General features: G+C 66.1%; 13 protein-coding genes, 1 tRNA gene and 1 pseudogene. 13 read left to right on the top strand and 2 right to left on the bottom strand.

Annotated features, from left to right (window positions below):
* The first annotated feature begins 2 nt into the window (after positions 1-2).
* The 7 genes from fabF (at position 3) to XarjCFBP7645_RS16250 (ending at position 6,142) form a co-directional block, all read left to right on the top strand.
* A complete protein-coding gene (gene fabF, locus XarjCFBP7645_RS16280) occupies positions 3-1,238 on the top strand; it encodes a beta-ketoacyl-ACP synthase II (RefSeq protein ID WP_104538345.1) in 1,236 nt (411 codons plus the stop codon).
* Between the two features lie 181 nt (positions 1,239-1,419).
* Positions 1,420-2,775 carry an aminodeoxychorismate synthase component I gene (locus XarjCFBP7645_RS16275; protein ID WP_104538344.1) on the top strand — a complete coding sequence of 452 codons (1,356 nt, stop codon included), beginning with the start codon at positions 1,420-1,422 and terminating at the stop codon, positions 2,773-2,775.
* Positions 2,776-2,835: 60 nt separating this feature from the next.
* The gene (gene mltG, locus XarjCFBP7645_RS16270; RefSeq protein WP_104538343.1) at positions 2,836-3,900 is read left to right on the top strand and encodes an endolytic transglycosylase MltG; all 1,065 of its coding nucleotides are present in this window, start codon (positions 2,836-2,838) and stop codon (positions 3,898-3,900) included.
* The gene (locus XarjCFBP7645_RS16265) at positions 3,897-4,856 is read left to right on the top strand and encodes a DNA polymerase III subunit delta' (protein ID WP_016903128.1); all 960 of its coding nucleotides are present in this window, start codon (positions 3,897-3,899) and stop codon (positions 4,854-4,856) included. Before mltG ends, XarjCFBP7645_RS16265 begins: the two co-directional genes overlap by 4 nt.
* Positions 4,853-5,206 (top strand): PilZ domain-containing protein, encoded by a 354-nt coding sequence (locus tag XarjCFBP7645_RS16260; RefSeq protein WP_026064467.1) that lies wholly within the window; start codon positions 4,853-4,855, stop codon positions 5,204-5,206. The genes XarjCFBP7645_RS16265 and XarjCFBP7645_RS16260 overlap by 4 nt, the downstream gene beginning before the upstream one ends.
* Positions 5,207-5,433: 227 nt before the next feature.
* A tRNA-Val gene (locus XarjCFBP7645_RS16255) sits at positions 5,434-5,508 on the top strand.
* A gap of 307 nt (positions 5,509-5,815) precedes the next feature.
* Positions 5,816-6,142, top strand: a complete 327-nt coding sequence (locus XarjCFBP7645_RS16250; protein ID WP_016903130.1) for a hypothetical protein — start codon at positions 5,816-5,818, stop codon at positions 6,140-6,142.
* 187 nt (positions 6,143-6,329) lie between these two features.
* Here XarjCFBP7645_RS16250 and prpR read toward each other — a convergent pair whose 3' ends face one another.
* Entirely contained in the window at positions 6,330-7,937 is a 1,608-nt protein-coding gene (gene prpR / locus XarjCFBP7645_RS16245) for a propionate catabolism operon regulatory protein PrpR (protein WP_016903131.1), read from the bottom strand.
* 146 nt (positions 7,938-8,083) lie between these two features.
* Here prpR and prpB point away from each other — a divergent pair, with 146 nt between their 5' ends.
* The 6 genes from prpB to XarjCFBP7645_RS16215 all read left to right on the top strand — a co-directional run bounded on the left by prpB (position 8,084) and on the right by XarjCFBP7645_RS16215 (position 17,799).
* The gene (gene prpB / locus XarjCFBP7645_RS16240; protein ID WP_039530799.1) at positions 8,084-8,980 is read left to right on the top strand and encodes a methylisocitrate lyase; all 897 of its coding nucleotides are present in this window, start codon (positions 8,084-8,086) and stop codon (positions 8,978-8,980) included.
* 75 nt (positions 8,981-9,055) lie between these two features.
* Positions 9,056-10,210: a bifunctional 2-methylcitrate synthase/citrate synthase gene (gene prpC / locus XarjCFBP7645_RS16235; protein ID WP_016903133.1), complete on the top strand. Its 1,155-nt coding sequence runs from the start codon at positions 9,056-9,058 to the stop codon at positions 10,208-10,210.
* A 190-nt stretch (positions 10,211-10,400) separates the two neighbouring features.
* Positions 10,401-13,043: a Fe/S-dependent 2-methylisocitrate dehydratase AcnD gene (gene acnD, locus XarjCFBP7645_RS16230; RefSeq protein WP_104538342.1), complete on the top strand. Its 2,643-nt coding sequence runs from the start codon at positions 10,401-10,403 to the stop codon at positions 13,041-13,043.
* Between the two features lie 67 nt (positions 13,044-13,110).
* On the top strand, positions 13,111-14,310 hold the full coding sequence (gene prpF, locus XarjCFBP7645_RS16225; RefSeq protein WP_104538341.1) for a 2-methylaconitate cis-trans isomerase PrpF: 1,200 nt from the start codon (positions 13,111-13,113) through the stop codon (positions 14,308-14,310).
* 187 nt (positions 14,311-14,497) lie between these two features.
* On the top strand, positions 14,498-16,714 hold the full coding sequence (locus XarjCFBP7645_RS16220) for a TonB-dependent receptor (RefSeq protein WP_104538340.1): 2,217 nt from the start codon (positions 14,498-14,500) through the stop codon (positions 16,712-16,714).
* A 107-nt stretch (positions 16,715-16,821) separates the two neighbouring features.
* Positions 16,822-17,799 carry a nucleoside hydrolase gene (locus XarjCFBP7645_RS16215; protein ID WP_104538339.1) on the top strand — a complete coding sequence of 326 codons (978 nt, stop codon included), beginning with the start codon at positions 16,822-16,824 and terminating at the stop codon, positions 17,797-17,799.
* A gap of 52 nt (positions 17,800-17,851) precedes the next feature.
* On the opposite strand, the pseudogene XarjCFBP7645_RS22215 reads toward XarjCFBP7645_RS16215, so the two are convergent.
* A pseudogene (locus XarjCFBP7645_RS22215) lies at positions 17,852-18,033 on the bottom strand (hypothetical protein); the annotation flags it as partial.

Raw genomic sequence — 18,033 nt, 5'->3', positions numbered from 1 at the left:
CAATGAGTCGTCGTGTTGTCGTTACCGGCATGGGCATGGTGTCGCCGTTGGGCAATGATCTGGCCACCAGCTGGGATGGAATCATCCACGGGCGCTCAGGCATCGGCCCGATCACGCAGATCGATGCCTCGCAGTTCACCACCAAGATCGCCGGCGAGATCAAGAATTTCGATCCCACGCTTTTTGTGTCTGCCAAGGACGTCAAGAAGATGGATTCGTTCATCCATTACGGTGTCGGCGCCTCGTTCATGGCGCTGGACGACTCCGGGCTGGAAATCGACGACAGCAATGCCGAACGCGTTGGCGCCATTCTCGGCTCCGGCATCGGCGGGCTGCTCGGTATCGAAGAGCAGACCATCAAATTCCATGAGGGCGGCGCGCGCAAGATTTCGCCGTTCTACGTGCCCAGCACCATCATCAACATGCTGCCGGGCCAGGTGAGCCTGATCAAGGGCCTGAAAGGACCGACCTTCTCGGCCGTATCGGCCTGCGCCACCTCCAACCATTCGATCGGCACCGCGATGCGCATGATCCAGCACGGCGATGCCGACGTGATGCTGGCCGGCGGCGCCGAGCGCGGTTCCTCGCCGAGTTCGGTGGGCGGCTTCTGCGCGATGAAGGCCATGTCCACCCGCAACGACGATCCGACCGGCGCCTCGCGTCCGTGGGACAAGCAGCGCGACGGCTTCGTGCTGGGCGACGGTGCCGGCGTACTGGTGCTGGAAGAGTACGAACACGCCAAGGCACGTGGCGCGCGCATCTATGCAGAACTGGTCGGCTTCGGCGCCAGCTCCGATGCGTTCCACATGACCGCGCCCAGCGAAGACGGCGAGGGTGCGGCGCGCAGCATGGCCGCGGCGATGCGCGATGCCAAGCTCAATCCCGAGCAGATCGGCTACCTCAACGCGCACGGCACCTCCACGCCGCTGGGCGATCTGGCCGAAACCCTGGCCATGAAGCGCGCGCTGGGCGACTACGCCTACAAGACCATGGTCAGCTCGACCAAGTCGATGACCGGCCATCTGCTTGGCGCGGCCGGCGGTGTGGAAGCGATCTTCTCGGTGATGGCGCTGCATACCGGCATCATTCCGCCGACCATCAATCTGGAAGAACCCAGCGAAGGCTGCGACCTGGATTACGTGCCGAACGTGGCGCGCGAGGTGCAGGTGGATGCGGTGATGTCCAACGGCTTCGGCTTCGGCGGCACCAACGGCACGCTGGTGTTCAAGCGCGTCTGACGTCACTGCGCTGGTGGACCGCGAACAATGCTTCGCGGTCCACGGTGCACGCCGGTCATGGACGCCGCGCAGGACGCGTGTACGCGGCAGGAATTCGCTCCGCGAGCTGATCGCTCTCATCATGCGTGCCCTGCCTCCCTGCAGGGCGGCGCCTCTTAGCACCCCACGCCCAACCAGGCCGATGACGCTCACCAGACCCCTGCACGCCGACCTCGACCTGCTGGCGCTGCATCGGCTGGCGCCGCAGCGTTATCCGGCACTGCTCGAATCCACCGCCTCCGGCACCGCGCACGGTCGCTGGGATGTGTTGCTGCTGGCAGACGGCGCAAGCCTGCGGCTGGACGCCGATGGACGCACGCGCGACGGCGATGGACGCGTGCTGGACGGCGCATTTCTGCAAATGCTGGATGCGGCGTGGCAGGCCGAGCGCGTGCCGCACGATGCGGCCAGCCCCTGGCCGTTTCGCGGCGGCTGGGCGGTGTTGCTGGATTACGAGCTGGCCGCGCAGGTCGAACCGATTCTGCAGCTGCCCACGCGCAGCGATGGCGTGCCGAGCGCACTGGCCGTGCGCGCGCCTGCCGCGGTATTGCGCGACCGGGTGCAAGGCCGCTGCATCGCGTTGGCCGAGCCGGGCCGCGAGGATCTGCTGGCCCGCATCGTCGAGGACATTGCCGCCTGCGCCGCGTTGCCGCCGTTGCCCAGCTGGGTCGGGCCGGTGACTGTTGACGAAGACCCGCCGGAGCGCTTCACCGATGCAGTGGAGCGCGTGCTCGAGTATCTGCGCGCCGGCGATGTGTTCCAGGCCAATATCTCGCGCGCCTGGCATGCGGTGTTTGCCGCTGCCGTCGATCCGGCGGCGTTGCATGCGCGCCTGCGCGCGGCCAATCCCGCCCCGTTTGCCGGCCTGTTCGTCGCGGCAGGACGCGCGGTGGTGAGTTCCTCGCCCGAGCGGCTGGTGTCGGTGCAGGGCGATGTGGTGCAGACGCGCCCGATCGCCGGCACCCGCGCGCGCTTTGCCGGTGACGACGATGCCGCATGCATCCGCGAGCTGGTCGGCCACCCGAAGGAACGTGCCGAGCATGTCATGCTGATCGACCTGGAACGCAACGACCTGGGGCGCATCTGCGCGCCGGGGACGGTGGAAGTGGACGAGCTGATGGGCGTGGAAAGCTACGCGCACGTACACCACATCGTCAGCAATGTGCGCGGCCGTCTGCGCGCCGACGTCACCCCGGGCCAGGCGATCGCCGCGGTGTTTCCGGGCGGCACCATCACCGGCTGCCCGAAGGTGCGCTGCATGCAGATCATCGCCGAGCTCGAACGCACGGCGCGTGGCGCCTACACCGGCGCATTCGGCTGGCTCAATCGCGACGGCGACATGGATCTGAACATCCTGATCCGCACCGCCGAGGTGGACGGGGACCGGGTGCATTTCCGCACCGGCGCAGGGATCGTGGTGGATTCGGATCCGCAGCGCGAACTGGACGAGACTCGCGCCAAGGCGCGCGGCGTGCTGCGCGCCTTCGACCAGGCATGAGCGCTTCAACGGGACATCACCGGCGCGCGGTATCCTGCGCGGTGCAGCGGCAATGACGAGGTGCGTGTGGCGGTGACTGGCAAACGTGGATGTCTGGCCGTGCTGGGCACGGCCCTGTTGCTCGTGGCGCTGCTGGCGATTGCGGGGCTGGTGGCGTGGCGGCATTACCTGCACTTTGCCGACACACCGGTGAGCGCGGGCGCGCCCAGCGTGGTGATCGCGCCCGGCGATTCGCTCAAGGCCACGTTGCGCAAGTTGCGCGCCGCCGGCGTGGCGCAGGGCACCGATCTGGAATGGCAACTGCTCGCGCGCCAGGTCGATGCGGCCGGCAAGCTCAAGGTGGGCGAATACGCGCTGGCGCCGGCGCTGTCGCCGCGCGCGCTGCTCGAACGCATGCGCCAGGGCCGGGTGATCCAGTACCGCTTCACCATCGTGGAAGGCTGGAACTTCCGCCAGCTGCGTGCCGCGATCGCCACCGCCACGCCGCTGCAGCAATCCATCGCCGCGCTGGACGATGCAGCGTTGATGGCGCGGCTGGGTTTCGCCAACCAGCACCCGGAAGGCCGGTTTTTGCCGGAAACCTATCTCTACCAGCGTGGCGACAGCGATCTGGACGTGCTCAAGCGCGCTCATCTCGCGATGGACAAGGCGCTGGCGCAGGCCTGGGAGCAGCGTGCCCCCGATCTGCCGCTCGGCTCGCCGGAGCAGGCGTTGATCCTGGCTTCGATCATCGAAAAGGAAACCGCGCTGGGCTCGGAGCGTCCGCTGATTGCCGGCGTGTTCCTGCGCCGCCTGCAGCTGGGTATGAAGCTGCAGACCGACCCCGCCGTGATCTACGGCATCGGCAGCAGTTACGACGGCAATATCCGCCGCCGCGACCTGACCACCGATACGCCGTACAACACCTACACGCGTACCGGCCTGACCCCGACGCCGATCGCCATGCCCGGCCGTGAGGCCTTGCTGGCGGCGGTGCGTCCGGCGCCGGGGAATGCCCTGTACTTCGTCGCGGTCGGCGATGGCACCGGCGCGCATGCGTTCTCGGCCACCCTGGCCGAACACAATGCGGCGGTGGCGCGTTACCTGCAGCGCCGTCGCCTGCCGCAACCGGAGCCCACTCCATGACCACTGCGTTTTCACCCTGGCAGCAGCGCGCCTACGACCAGACGCTGGCGGCACTGGACGCCGGCCGGCTCGGGCACGGCCTGCTGATCTGCGGGCCGGATGGCCTGGGCAAGCGTGCGGTGGCCCTGGCGCTGGCCGAGCACGTGCTGGCCAGCTCGCCGGACCCGGCGCTGGCGCAGCGCAGCCGGCAGCTGATCGCCGCCGGAACTCACCCGGACCTGCAGCTGATCTCGTTCATTCCCAACCGCACCGGCGACAAACTGCGCACCGAGATCGTGATCGAGCAGGTGCGCGAGATTTCGCAAAAGCTCTCGTTGACCCCGCAGTACGGCATCGCCCAGATCGTGATCGTCGACCCGGCCGATGCGATCAATCGCGCTGCCTGTAACGCGCTGCTCAAGACGCTGGAAGAACCCTCGCCGGGGCGCTACCTGTGGCTGATCAGCGCGCAGCCGGCACGCTTGCCGGCGACCATCCGCAGCCGCTGCCAGCGGCTGGAATTCAAGCTGCCGCCCGCGCACGAGGCGCTGGCCTGGCTGCTGTCGCAGGGCGTCGACGAGCGGGCTGCGCAGGAAGCGCTGGACGCCGCGCGCGGTCATCCGGGGCTTGCGGCGCAGTGGCTGCGCGAGGATGGCCTGGCGGTGCGGCGCGCGGTGGCGCAGGACCTGGAACAGATCGCCGCCGGGCGCGCCGGCGCAGTGGAGGTTGCGCAGCGCTGGACCAACGACGGCCAGGCCGACCAACGGCTGCGCCACGCGGCGGACCTTGCGCTGGCACAGGCATCGGCCGGCTTGACCGATCCATCGCGGTTGCACAAGCTGGCGACCTGGTTCGACGCCGCCAATCGCACCCGCGACCTGCTGCGCACCACCGTCCGCGCCGATCTGGCGGTGACGGAATTGTTGCTGGCCTGGCGCGAGGGAGAGCGTCCGGCACGTTCTAGGGGAACTCGATGAGTGCAATGAATGCACGCCAGGGCATTTTGTCGCTGGCGTTGAAGGACAAGCCGGCGCTCTACAGTGCCTACATGCCGTTCGTGAAAGGTGGCGGCATCTTCGTGCCCACGCCCAAGCGCTACATGCTCGGCGACGAAGTCTTCCTGCTGCTGACCCTGCCGGACTCCAGCGAACGCCTGCCGGTTGCCGGCAAGGTCATCTGGACCACCCCGGCCGGTGCGCAGGGCAACCGCGCCGCCGGCATCGGCGTGCAGTTCCCGGACGGCCAGGAAGGCGAGAGCGTGCGCAACAAGATCGAGACGCTGCTGGCGGGATTGACGACCTCCGACAAGCCGACGCACACGATGTGATGCGGCGCGCTGCGGTCGCGCGCGTGATCGCCGTTGTCTGGCGCGGGGCATCGACGGGCGTATCGGGCATCTGACGGCGCCGAATCGACTGCCACAGCGTCGCGCCAGGGAGTCATGGCGCCACGCCCAGCCACCGGAATGGGGCGTTTTCGAGCGCATTGCCGCCGTCGCCGATGAACCTGTTGACGATCGCCGCAGCTGCCCTATAATGTGCGGCTCGCGTCACCGGGCGGTTAGCTCAGCGGTAGAGCATTGCCTTCACACGGCAAGGGTCACAAGTTCGAACCTTGTACCGCCCACCATCGAAATCCAGCAACAACAAGGGTTTCAACGCGAGAAGAAGAGCCGGCCATGCGCCGGCTTTTTTGTTTTCCTGAAGGCGCTCCTGCAACCGCCTTGGGCGTCTGGCTCGCTTGAAGTGATGTGGACCAGCCGATGCCGTCAAATCGCAGGTGTCGCCGCTATCCGTGCGAGTGGGATGCAGAGCCCGTTGATCCCAACGACTTGTTCAAGTCGCTGACAGGCCTGTTCATCCGGTTGTGCCTGCTTGTTGCAGGCGCGGGAACGAATCGCCATCCTGCAGTCCCCCGCGTTGAAGAAGGAGTGGCGATGAAGGCGCTGCTTGGAAGTGCTCTGGTTGCGATGGCGTTGCTGGCCGGCTGTGCACGCGATGTGGGCGAGCAGTACGTGGGCAGGTGGGTCAACACGACGTCGGATAAGAACGTGCTCAGCATCGAGCACAACGGCGAGAGCTTCATCATTCGCGATACCACGCCGGAGCGGCTCGGCGGCGGCGTCAGGACGAAGAATCATCCGGCGATCTTGAACAAGGGCGTGCTGCAGGTGTCCGGCGCCGATGGCACCGTCAACTATGCGATCGACCAGGCGACCGGGCACCTGAGTACGGGCGATACCGAGTACATGCGGGTCAAGTGATCGCTGCGCACTCGTTCAATGGGCGGGTGCTGGATAGCGGCGCTGCGTGTGATCACATCACCAATGGGGCAGCACCCCCGGCGTGTGGAACGCGGCGCATGACCTGTCGCCGCGAGCGCGCGGCTGGCGTTGTGAAGATTCGCGAAACAGGTCTGCGCGTGCAGCCCGGCCAGGCGAGGCCTGTATCTCAATCCCGCGATGCCGCTGCGTGTGCCTGCATCCAGCGCCACAACGTCGTGCGCGAGACGCCCAGTGCCTGTGCGGCGAGGGCGCGATTGCCGTTTGCGCGATCGAGCGCTGCGCGGACCGCCGCTGCGGTGAGTTGCAGGCGCGAGCTCGCAAGATCGGTGTGCCCGGGTGCTGCTGCGCCATCGCCATCGCCAATGCGCATCTCGAACAGCTCAGGTGCCCAGCGTTCCAGTTGATCCAGGTCAAGGCTGTGGCGCGGTTGTGCCTTCCAATGAATGCACAGGCGCTCGACCAGATTGCGTAATTCGCGCACGTTGCCCGGCCATGCGTGCTGTTGCAGCCGCTGCAGTGCTATCGATGACAGCGGGGAAGGCATGTTGCCGAGGTGCTGGAAGTAATGCGCCAGCAACAAGGCGATCTCGTCGGGGCGGTTGCGCAGTGGCGGCAGGGCGATGCGTAGCGCTGCCAGGCGATAGAAGAGGTCGCGGCGGAAGCATCCTTGCTCGACCAGTGCCTGCAGCGGCTGCAGGCTGGCGGCGACCACGCGCACGTCCACGGCGACCGGCAGGGTGGCGCCAACCCGCAGCACTTCGCGCTCTTCCAGCACGCGTAGCAGGCGTGTCTGCAGCGGCATCGGCAGTTCGCCGATTTCGTCGAGAAACAGCGTGCCGTCCTGCGCGGCTTCGATCAGGCCGACATGGCCGCCGCGGCGTGCGCCGGTAAAGGCGCCGTCGCTGTAGCCGAACAATTCCGCCTCCAGCAACGACTCGCTGATGGCACCGCAGTTGATGGCGACGAAGCGGCCACGCCGGCGGCTGCCGGCATGCAACTGGCGTGCGACCAGTTCCTTGCCGGTGCCGGTCTCGCCGCTGATCAGCACGGTGCCCGGATGTGGGGCGTACAGCTGCACCAGCTCGCGCACCTGCGTGATTGCAGCATCGTCGCCCAGCAATGCGTCGGTGCGCCGTACCCGTCGGGTGCCGGTGCGGCTGGCGGAGTGATCGTTGCCGGGTGCGCTCCCCAGCGCGATGGCGTGCTCGAGTGCCAGGCGGACCGAATCTGCCGAATACAGCAGTACCCCGGGCAAGCCGGCCTGCTCGGCGAAATCGATCGCCATGCCGGTGCCGACGATGACCTGGATGCCGCTGGCACGCAGGTCGGCGATGCAGTCGCGCGCGTCCTCGGCGGTGACGAAGCGACGATGTTCGATGTCCAGGTCGAAGCTGTCCTGAAACGCGCGGAATGAGGGCACGTCGGTGGCATGGGTGACCACGCCGATGCGCGGTGCGATGCGGCGTGCGCGCGCCAGCGCTTCCATCAGATCGAATCCGGTGGCCTGGATCGGCGCCAGTGGCAATGCGAGCCGGCTGCGCAGATAGGCGGCGTTGGAGCCGCCGGCGACCAGCACGTCGCAGCGCTCGCGGCGCAGGCGCTGGCCGATGACCTCCACCGCCTCGGCAAAGCCGAGGTTGACCTGCTCGATGCGCGCGCGCTGGTCGAACTCGGGGATGACGTCGGCCAGCAGGCCGGTCAGGCGAGAGACGCTGACGGTCCAGATGACGGGGCCAGAGGTCTCCGTCGGCTCGATAAATCGGGGGCTGCGCATCGGTGGCGTCGCGTTGCAGGGATGTTGCATCGTGCTTGGCGCGTTGCAGTATTGCAACATTCGGCGCTAGCTGGTCCAGTCGAATCAATGGCTTGGCGTTGGCATGCCATTTGCGCTCTATCCCGCATCCCAACTCTGGAATCGCCATGACGTCCTCATCCACCGCTTCCGCCGGCACGCGCTTCCGCGCGGCGTTGGCTGCCGAATCGCCGCTGCAGGTGATCGGCGCGATCAATGCCAACCATGCGCTGCTGGCGCAGCGTGCCGGCTACCAGGCCATCTACCTGTCTGGCGGCGGTGTGGCGGCCGGTTCGCTGGGGTTGCCGGACCTGGGCATCAATACGCTGGAAGACGTGCTGATCGACGTGCGCCGCATCACCGATGTCTGCGAGCTGCCGCTGCTGGTGGACGTAGACACCGGCTTTGGGCCGAGCGCGTTCAATATCGAGCGCACCATCAAGTCGCTGATCAAGGCGGGTGCAGCCGGCTGCCATATCGAGGACCAGGTCGGCGCCAAGCGTTGCGGACATCGGCCGGGCAAGGAGATCGTCAGCCAGGCCGAGATGGTCGACCGGGTCAAGGCGGCAGCCGATGCCAAGACCGATGCGGCGTTCTTCCTGATTGCGCGCACCGATGCGATCCAGATGGAAGGCGTGGATGCGGCGATCGAACGTGCGATCGCCTGCGTGGAAGCCGGTGCCGACGGCATCTTTGCCGAAGCCGCGTACGACCTGGACACCTACACGCGTTTTGTCGATGCAGTGGGCGTGCCGGTGCTGGCCAACATCACCGAATTTGGCAAGACACCGCTGTTCACGCGCGACCAGCTTGCGCAGGCCGGTGTGGCGATCCAGCTGTTTCCGCTGTCGGCATTCCGCGCAGCCAACAAGGCGGCCGAGGCGGTCTACACCGCGATCCGGCGCGATGGCCATCAGCAGGCCGTGCTGGACACCATGCAGACGCGCGAGGAGCTGTACGAGCGCATCGGCTACCACGGCTACGAGCAGCGCCTGGACGCGTTGTTTGCACGCAAAGGCGCATGATCGCGCCTTGCCGCGTGCAGGTTCCGCAATTTCATCCGTGACACCGCAACACGACACCGTTTGGGAGCGCATCGCATGAACGACACCGTCAATCCCGGCTTCAAGCCGAAGAAATCCGTCGCACTGTCCGGCACTGCTGCAGGCAACACCGCGCTGTGCACGGTGGGCCGCAGCGGCAACGATCTGCATTACCGCGGCTACGACATCCTGGATCTGGCCACCACCAGCGAGTTTGAGGAAATTGCCTATCTGCTGGTGCACGGCAAGCTGCCCAACAACGGCGAACTGCGCGGCTACAAGGCCAAGCTGCGTTCGCTGCGCGGCGTGCCGGCGGCAGTGAAAACCGCACTGGAGCAGCTGCCGCCGTCGGCGCATCCGATGGATGTGATGCGCACTGGCGTGTCGGTGCTGGGTTGCCTGCAGCCGGAGAAGGACGATCACAATCATCCCGGCGCGCGCGATATCGCCGACAAGCTGATGGCCTCGCTGGGATCAATGCTGCTGTACTGGTACCACTACAGCCACAACGGCAAGCGCATCGAGGTGGAAACCGACGACGACTCGATCGGCGGGCACTTCCTGCATCTGCTGCACGGGTTTGCGCCGAAGGACTCGTGGGTGCGTGCGATGCACACCAGCCTGATCCTGTACGCCGAACACGAGTTCAATGCCTCCACGTTTGCAAGCCGGGTGATCGCCGGCACCGGCAGCGACATGTACAGCGCCATCGCCGGCGGCATCGGCGCATTGCGCGGTCCCAAGCATGGCGGCGCCAACGAGGTGGCCTTCGAGGTGCAGAAGCGCTACGACACCCCGGACGAGGCCGAGGCCGACATCAAGGCGCGTGTTGAACGCAAGGAAGTGGTGATCGGCTTCGGGCACCCGGTCTACACCGTGTCCGATCCGCGCAACAAGGTGATCAAGGACGTGGCGCGCGAACTCTCTGACGAGCAGGGCAGCCGCAAGATGTACGACATCGCCGAGCGCCTGGAGACGGTGATGTGGGACATCAAGAAGATGTTCCCGAACCTGGATTGGTTCAGTGCGGTGAGCTACCACATGATGGGCGTGCCGACGGCGATGTTTACGCCGCTGTTCGTGCTGGCGCGCACTGCCGGGTGGAGCGCGCACATCATCGAGCAGCGCATGGACGGCAAGATCATTCGTCCCTCGGCCAATTACACCGGCCCGGAAGATCAGGTCTTCGTACCGCTGGATCAGCGTTCCTGAGGACGCGCCAGCGGTTGGATTAATCCGCTGATCGCCTTCGTTCAATGAAGGCGATCGAGCTCACGAAAGCGCAATGAGAGATGGCAAAAATCATCGGTGCCTGAAACCCTGATCCGATTCCCGATTCCCGATTCCCGATTCCCGATTCCCGATTCCCGAAATACCCCCGCCCGCTTCGATATCGCCAGCCATGAACAGCCAGTACCGCAAGCCCTTGCCGGGCACCTCGTTGGACTACTTCGATGCACGCGCCGCCGTGGATGCGCTGCAACCCGGCGCCTACGCAACGCTGCCGTACACCGCACGTGTGCATGCGGAAAATCTGGTGCGGCGCGCCGAACCGCAGATGCTGGAGGCCTACCTGTGCCAGCTGATCGAGCGCAAGCGCGACCTGGATTTTCCGTGGTTTCCGGCGCGTGTGGTCTGTCACGACATCCTGGGGCAGACCGCGCTGGTCGACCTGGCCGGGCTGCGCGATGCGATCGCCGAGCAGGGCGGCGACCCGGCGCAGGTCAACCCGGTGGTGCCGGTGCAGTTGATCGTCGATCACTCGCTGGCGGTGGAGTACGCTGGTTTCGACAAGCAGGCCTTTGCCAAGAATCGCAGCGTGGAAGATCGCCGCAACGCCGACCGCTTCCACTTCATCGAATGGACCAAGCGCGCATTCGAAAACATGGAAGTGATTCCGCCGGGCAACGGGATCATGCATCAGATCAATCTGGAGAAGATGTCGCCGGTGATCTACACGCTCGATGGCGTGGCGTTCCCGGATACCTGCGTAGGCACCGACAGCCACACCCCGCATGTGGATGCGCTGGGTGTGATCGCAGTGGGCGTGGGCGGGCTGGAAGCGGAAAACGTGATGCTGGGGCGCGCGTCGTGGATGCGCCTGCCCGACATCATCGGTGTGGAACTGCTGGGCCGGCCGGCGCCCGGCATCACCGCCACCGACATCGTGCTGGCCCTGACCGAGTTCCTGCGCCAGCAACGTGTGGTCGGTGCCTATCTGGAGTTCTACGGGGCCGGCGCCAGCGCGCTGACCATCGGCGATCGCGCGACCATCTCCAACATGACGCCGGAATTCGGTGCCACTGCGGCAATGTTCTATATCGACCAGCAGACGTTGGATTACCTGCGCCTGACCGGACGCGAGGACGCTCAGGTTGCCTTAGTGGAGACCTACGCGCGCCAGACCGGCCTGTGGGCGGATGACCTGGTCACTGCGCAATACGAGCGTGTGCTGCAGTTCGACCTGTCGAGCGTGGTGCGCAACATGGCCGGGCCGTCCAATCCGCACAAGCGCGTGGCCACCAGCGAGCTGGCCGAGCGCGGCATTGCCGGCGTCTGGGACGAGGTGCCGGGCCAGATGCCCGATGGCGCGGTGATCATCGCGGCAATCACCTCCTGCACCAATACCTCCAACCCGCGCAATGTCATTGCCGCGGGCTTGCTGGCGCGCAATGCGAATGCACGCGGATTGACGCGCAAACCCTGGGTGAAAAGTTCGCTGGCGCCGGGCTCCAAGGCGGTGCAGTTGTACCTGGAAGAGGCCGGGTTGCTGGGCGAGCTGGAACAGCTGGGCTTTGGCATCGTCGCGTTTGCCTGCACGACCTGTAACGGCATGAGCGGCGCGCTGGATCCTGCGATCCAGCAGGAAATCATCGACCGTGACCTGTATGCCACCGCAGTGTTGTCGGGCAACCGCAATTTCGACGGGCGCATCCATCCGTATGCGAAGCAGGCGTTTCTGGCATCGCCGCCGTTGGTGATCGCCTATGCCATCGCCGGGACGGTGCGCTTCGATATCGAAAAGGATGTGCTGGGCGTGGATGCCGATGGCGTGGCGGTGACGCTCAAGGACCTGTGGCCGAGCGATGCGGAGATCGATGCGGTGGTGGCGCGCAGCGTCAAGCCGGAGCACTTCCGCAGCGTCTACGACCCCATGTTCAAGCGCAGCGTGGGGCAGGGCATCCGCGTCAGTCCGTTGTACGACTGGCGGCCGGCCAGCACCTACATCCGGCGCCCGCCGTACTGGGAAGGCGCGCTTGCCGGTGCACGCAGCCTGCAGGGCCTGCGCCCGTTGGCGGTGCTGGGCGACAACATCACCACCGACCATCTGTCGCCGTCGAATGCGATCCTGGCCGGCAGCGCGGCCGGGCAATACCTGGCGCAGATGGGCGTGCCGGAGGAAGACTTCAATTCCTACGCCACCCATCGCGGCGACCACCTCACCGCGCAGCGCGCCACTTTCGCCAACCCCAAGCTGGTCAACGAAATGGCGGTGATCGATGGACAGGTCACCGCCGGTTCACTGGCGCGGCTGGAACCGGAAGGACAGGTGCTGCGCATGTGGGAGGCGATCGAAACCTACATGATGCGCAAGCAGCCGCTGATCATCATCGCCGGTGCCGATTACGGCCAGGGCTCCTCGCGCGACTGGGCCGCCAAGGGCGTGCGTCTGGCCGGGGTGGAGGTGATCGTGGCCGAAGGCTTCGAGCGGATCCATCGCACCAATCTGATCGGCATGGGCGTGTTGCCGCTGGAGTTCAGGCCCGGCACCGATCGCAAGACGCTGGGCATCGACGGCAGCGAGACCTTCGATGTGGTCGGCGAGCGCACGCCGGGTGCCACGCTGACGCTGGCGATCCATCGGCGCAACGGCGAGCAGGTGCAGGTGCCGGTCACCTGCCGCCTGGACACCGCCGAAGAAGCGTCGATCTACGAGGCCGGCGGCGTGCTGCAACGGTTTGCGCAGGATTTTCTTGAGAGCCGGGAATCGGGAGTCGGGAATCCAGATGCGTTGAAAGCAACATCAGCACCGCAAGCGCACTAGCGTCCATGGCCCCTGCCGTCGTTCTGCCACCCAATCCCCATTCTCCAATCCCCAATCCCGGCTTCCCATGATCCATCTCCCCCAATGCCGCATCCCCGCCACCTACATGCGTGGCGGCACCAGCAAGGGCGTGTTCTTTCGCCTGCAGGATCTGCCCGCTGCCGCGCAGCGGCCCGGGCCTGCGCGCGATGCGTTGTTGCTGCGGGTGATCGGCAGCCCCGATCCCTATGGCAAGCAGATCGACGGCATGGGCGGGGCGACCTCCAGCACCAGCAAGGGCGTGATCGTGTCGGCCAGTACGCGCGCCGGGCACGATGTGGACTACCTGTTCGGGCAGGTGTCCATCGACAGCGCATTCGTGGACTGGAGCGGCAACTGCGGCAACCTGTCGGCGGCGGTGGGGCCGTTTGCGATCGCCAATGGCCTGGTCGATGCCGCGCGGGTGCCGCGCGACGGCGTGGCGACAGTGCGGATCTGGCAGGCCAATATCGGCAAGACCATCGTGGCGCATGTGCCGATGACCGAGGGCCAGGTGCAGGAAACCGGCGACTTCGAACTGGATGGGGTGACCTTTCCTGCCGCCGAAGTGCAGCTGGAATTTCTCGACCCGGCCGACGATGCCGAAGGCGAGGGCGGTGCGATGTTCCCCACCGGCCAGCTGATTGATCAGCTGGAGATTCCCGGCCTGGGCACGATTGCCGCGACGCTGATCAATGCCGGCATCCCGACCATCTTCGTCAACGCGCGCGACCTGGGCTACACCGGCACCGAGCTGCAGGAGGCGATCAATGGCGACCCGCGAGCATTGACGATGTTCGAGACCCTGCGTGCGCACGGCGCGGTGCGGATGGGCCTGATTGCGAAGGTGGAAGACGCAGCGACACGGCAGCACACGCCGAAGGTGGCGTTCGTGGCACCGCCGGCCGATTACACCGCCTCCAGCGGCAAGCCGGTGCACGCCGCCGAGCTCGATCTGCTGGTGCGCGCGATGTCGATGGGCAAGTTGCATCACGCCATGATGGGCACCGCCGCCGTGGCGATCGGCACCGCAGCCGCTGTGCCCGGCACCCTGGTCAATCTGGCGGCAGGCGGCGCGGCGCGTGCTGCGGTGCGTTTCGGGCATCCCTCCGGGACCTTGCGCGTCGGCGCCGAGGCGCAGCTGGTGGACGGCCAGTGGCAGGTGACCAAGGCGCTGATGAGCCGCAGTGCGCGGGTGCTGATGGAAGGTTGGGTGCGGGTGCCATTCGACGCCGCCGGAGTTGGCTGATTTCCCGCTGAGACCGGGCACGCCCAACGTACAAATTGCATGGGTGTGTTGCATTAATTCGAACACCTTTTGGAATTCGGAAAACTTTTTCGCACGCGCTCTGCCAAATTTGTGTAAATCGTGTTAATTCTGTTGCAACGCGGCACGCAGATCAGGCCGCTCCGCCAACCGAATTCGGAGTCTTTCCATGTCCGCCAGCCGGTCGTTCAAGATCAGCGCGCTTGCCGTTGCCGTCGCTTCCCTTCTTCCGTTCCATGCCGCTGCCCAGCAGGCGTCCGGCGACGACGGTGTCGTGCGTCTGGACGCGGTCAAGGTCACGGTCGAGCGCCGCTCGGAAGATTCCAAGGACGTGCCGGTCTCGGCATCGGTGCTGCGTCCGGAATTCCTGGATGCCATCTCCACCAGCGGCTCGGATATCCGCGTGCTGGCGGGCAAGGCGCCCAGCCTCAACATCGAATCGTCCAACGGCCGTGTGTTCCCGCGCGTGTACATCCGCGGCTACGGCAACACCGACTTCAACACCTATGCCTCGCAGCCGGTGTCGCTGATCTATGACGACGTGGTGCAGGAAAACGCCTTCCTGAAGGGCTTTCCGATCTTCGATCTGGAAGGCCTGGAAGTGCTGCGCGGCCCGCAAGGCACGCTGTTCGGCCGCAACACGCCGGCCGGCGTGGTCAAGTTCAACTCGGTCAAGCCGGCCATCGGCGCCAATGACGGCTACGCCAGCCTGTCCTACGGCACCTACGGCACCATGACCCTGGAAAGCGGCCTGAGCATCGCCATGGGCGAGCACTGGGCGGCGCGTCTGTCCACGCTGGGCCAGCGCCGCGACGACTGGGTGGAAAACCGCGATGGCCGCGATCTGGAAGGCTATACCGATTCGGCCGTGCGCCTGCAGCTGCTTTACCAGGCCAGCGACGATTTCAGCGCCTTGTTCAATGCGCACGCGCGCCATCTCGACGGCACCGCACGGTTGTTCCGCGCCAACATCATCCAGCCCGGCACCAACCAGCTGGTGGACGGCTTCGACGAAGAGAAGTCCTTCATCGACGGCGCCAACAACCAGGAACTGCAGACCTACGGCGGCAGCGCCAATCTGACCTGGGACCTGGGCGACATCGCGCTGCACTCGATCACCGCCTACGAAGGCATCGGCAAGTACTACAGCCGCGGCGATATCGATGGCGGCTTCGGCGCGGTGTTCGCACCGCCGTCCGGCCCGGGCGTGATCCCGTTCCCGGTGGAAACCGCCGGCGGCATCAAGAGCCTGGACCAGTACAGCCAGGAACTGCGTGCCGAATCGCAGTACGAGGGCCCGCTCAACTGGCAGGCCGGCCTGTACTACTTCCACGACGATGTGGAAGGCGAAAACTACACCTACAACACCTTCAGCGGCGGCGATCTGGCCAGCTACCAGCTGACCCGCCAGCGCAACACCTCGTGGGCGGCGTTCGGCTCGTTGAACTATGCGGCGACCGACCGCCTGAACCTGCGCGCCGGCATCCGCTACACCTACGACAAGAAGACCTTCGACGTGCTGGCGCTGGACCGCGTCACGCTGGTCGAACCGTCCAGCGGCGAAACCGACAACTCCAAGGTCACCGGCGATCTGGCGGCCACCTTCGCCATCAACGACGACGTCAACGTGTACGCCCGTGCCGCACGCGGCTTCCGCGGCGCCAGCTTCGGCGTGCCCTCGGGCACCGCGCCGCTGACCGCGGCCGAGCCGGAGACGGTGGATTCGTTCGAGATCGGCATCAAGTCCGACCTGTTCGACAACCGCGCGCGTCTGAGCTTCGACATCTACGATTTCCGCGTCAAGAACCAGCAGCTCACCGCGGTGGGCGGCACCTCCAACGACGTGCGTCTGCTCAATGCCGACAAGACCAAGGCGCGCGGCGCCGAGTTCGACTTCGAAGCGCTGCTCACCCAGAACCTGCGCGTCACCGCCGGCGGCGCCTACAACTGGACCCGCATCGACGACCCGGCCCTGTCGGTGGGCGTGTGCCGCACCTGCACCGTGACCGACCCGCTCAATGCGGCCGGTCGCGCGCTGATCGACGGCAACGATCTGCCGCAGGCAGCCAAGTGGATGGCCAACGCCACCCTGCGCTACGGCATCCCGATGGGCAACGACGGCGAGCTGTTCTTCTACACCGACTGGTCCTACCGCAGCGAAGTGAACTTCTTCCTGTACGACTCCAAGGAGTTCACCGGCCAGCCGCTGGTCGAAGGCGGCGCCAAGATCGGCTACAACTGGGGCGCGGGTGCGTACGAATTGTCGGTGTTCTGCCGCAACTGCACCAACCAGATCCGCGTGACCGGTGCGATCGATTTCAACAACCTCACCGGCTTCATCAACGACCCGCGCATCGTCGGTGCGCAGTTCCGCGCCAACTTCTGATCGGCGTCGTGGGGTAGCACGATTGAACCGCCGGCCAACATGCCGGCGGTTTTTTTTATGGTCGCAGGAGTGGATGTATGCAGCGAAAATGGCGAAACGTATGGTGGATGCTGGGGCTATGGTGTGCGTCGGCAGCTGCGTGGGCGCTGACGCCTGCCGCGGCTGCAGCGCAGACGGCGCCAATGCCCACGTCGACGTCCCCCGAGTTGCTGGTGGTCTCCACCGATATCGGCGACGACATCGACGATGCGTTTGCGCTCGGGCTGTTGCTGCGTAGCCCTCAACTGCGTGTGCTGGGCATCGCATCGGCCTGGGGCGACACCAGCTTGCGTGCGCAGCTGCTGCAGCGCCTGTTGCTGCAGGCCGGGCGCAGCGAGATTCCGTTGGCGGTGGGCGCACGCACCGCCAGCGCGATCCCCTTCAGCCAGGCGCGGTGGGCGGCCAAGGGACAGTTGCCAGGCAAGTTGCCGGATGCGGCGGCGATGATCCTGCAGCAGGCGCGCCTGCATCCCGGTCAGGTGACCTTGCTGGTACTGGGGCCGATGACCGACGCCGCACTGGCGCAGCAGCGCGACCCGGCCGGCTTTGCAAAGCTCAAGCGCATCGTGGCGATGGGCGGCTCGGTACGCGTCGGCTACGGCAAGTCGGCCTATCGGCCGGCCAGCGCGCCAGCGCCGGAGTACAACATCCTGGCCGATGTGCCGGCGGCGCAGCGGGTGTTCGCGGCCGGCGTGCCGATCGTGTTACTGCCCTTGGACGCCACCCAGATTCCGCTGGAAGAACCCGAGCGCGTCGCGGTGTTTGCGCACGGCGACGGGCTCACCGACGCGCTCACCCAGCTGTACTACCAGTGGCGCAATACCGACCAGCCCTGGGCCAGCGCCACGCCGACCCTGTTCGACGCAGTGCCGGTGGCCTGGCTGCTGCGCCCCGACCTGTGCCCGACCACGCCATTGCATCTGGACGTCGATGCGCAGGGCTACACCCGCGAGGGCACAGGCACGCCGAACGTGCAGGCCTGCCTGCGCGCGGACAAGCCGGCGTTGATCGACCTGTACATGCGCACGGTGCTGCAGTTGCGCTAGGAGTGGCTGTCAAAATGTGGTGAGCGCCCGCTTGGTGGCGAGCGCAGTGGTTTCATTGGCCGCACTTTGGGATGCAGTCAAAAGCCTGGTTGGTCGTGCGCGCGGTGCCCTCACCGCTCGCGGGACACGCCGCAAGTACGTCCTTGTAGGCTCGGTGGCGGCATCCATGCCGCCACACGGTCCCGCAATCGGCGAGGACACCGCACCAGAAAATGCGTCGGTTGCTTGGTTGAA

Source organism: Xanthomonas arboricola (assembly GCF_002940665.1).
Classification (GTDB): domain Bacteria; phylum Pseudomonadota; class Gammaproteobacteria; order Xanthomonadales; family Xanthomonadaceae; genus Xanthomonas; species Xanthomonas arboricola_B.
This window is presented reverse-complemented; position numbering and strand designations above follow the sequence as displayed.

Excerpts from the sequence above, each read along its gene's own strand:
- fabF (WP_104538345.1), top strand. The coding sequence starts at position 3 with ATGAGTCGTCGTGTTGTCGTTACCGGCATGGGCATGGTGTCGCCGTTG.
- XarjCFBP7645_RS16275 (WP_104538344.1), top strand. The coding sequence starts at position 1,420 with ATGACGCTCACCAGACCCCTGCACGCCGACCTCGACCTGCTGGCGCTG.
- XarjCFBP7645_RS16265 (WP_016903128.1), top strand. The coding sequence starts at position 3,897 with ATGACCACTGCGTTTTCACCCTGGCAGCAGCGCGCCTACGACCAGACG.
- XarjCFBP7645_RS16260 (WP_026064467.1), top strand. The coding sequence starts at position 4,853 with ATGAGTGCAATGAATGCACGCCAGGGCATTTTGTCGCTGGCGTTGAAG.
- XarjCFBP7645_RS16250 (WP_016903130.1), top strand. The coding sequence starts at position 5,816 with ATGAAGGCGCTGCTTGGAAGTGCTCTGGTTGCGATGGCGTTGCTGGCC.
- prpR (WP_016903131.1), bottom strand. The coding sequence starts at position 7,937 with ATGCGCAGCCCCCGATTTATCGAGCCGACGGAGACCTCTGGCCCCGTC.
- prpB (WP_039530799.1), top strand. The coding sequence starts at position 8,084 with ATGACGTCCTCATCCACCGCTTCCGCCGGCACGCGCTTCCGCGCGGCG.
- prpC (WP_016903133.1), top strand. The coding sequence starts at position 9,056 with ATGAACGACACCGTCAATCCCGGCTTCAAGCCGAAGAAATCCGTCGCA.
- acnD (WP_104538342.1), top strand. The coding sequence starts at position 10,401 with ATGAACAGCCAGTACCGCAAGCCCTTGCCGGGCACCTCGTTGGACTAC.
- prpF (WP_104538341.1), top strand. The coding sequence starts at position 13,111 with ATGATCCATCTCCCCCAATGCCGCATCCCCGCCACCTACATGCGTGGC.
- XarjCFBP7645_RS16220 (WP_104538340.1), top strand. The coding sequence starts at position 14,498 with ATGTCCGCCAGCCGGTCGTTCAAGATCAGCGCGCTTGCCGTTGCCGTC.
- XarjCFBP7645_RS16215 (WP_104538339.1), top strand. The coding sequence starts at position 16,822 with ATGCTGGGGCTATGGTGTGCGTCGGCAGCTGCGTGGGCGCTGACGCCT.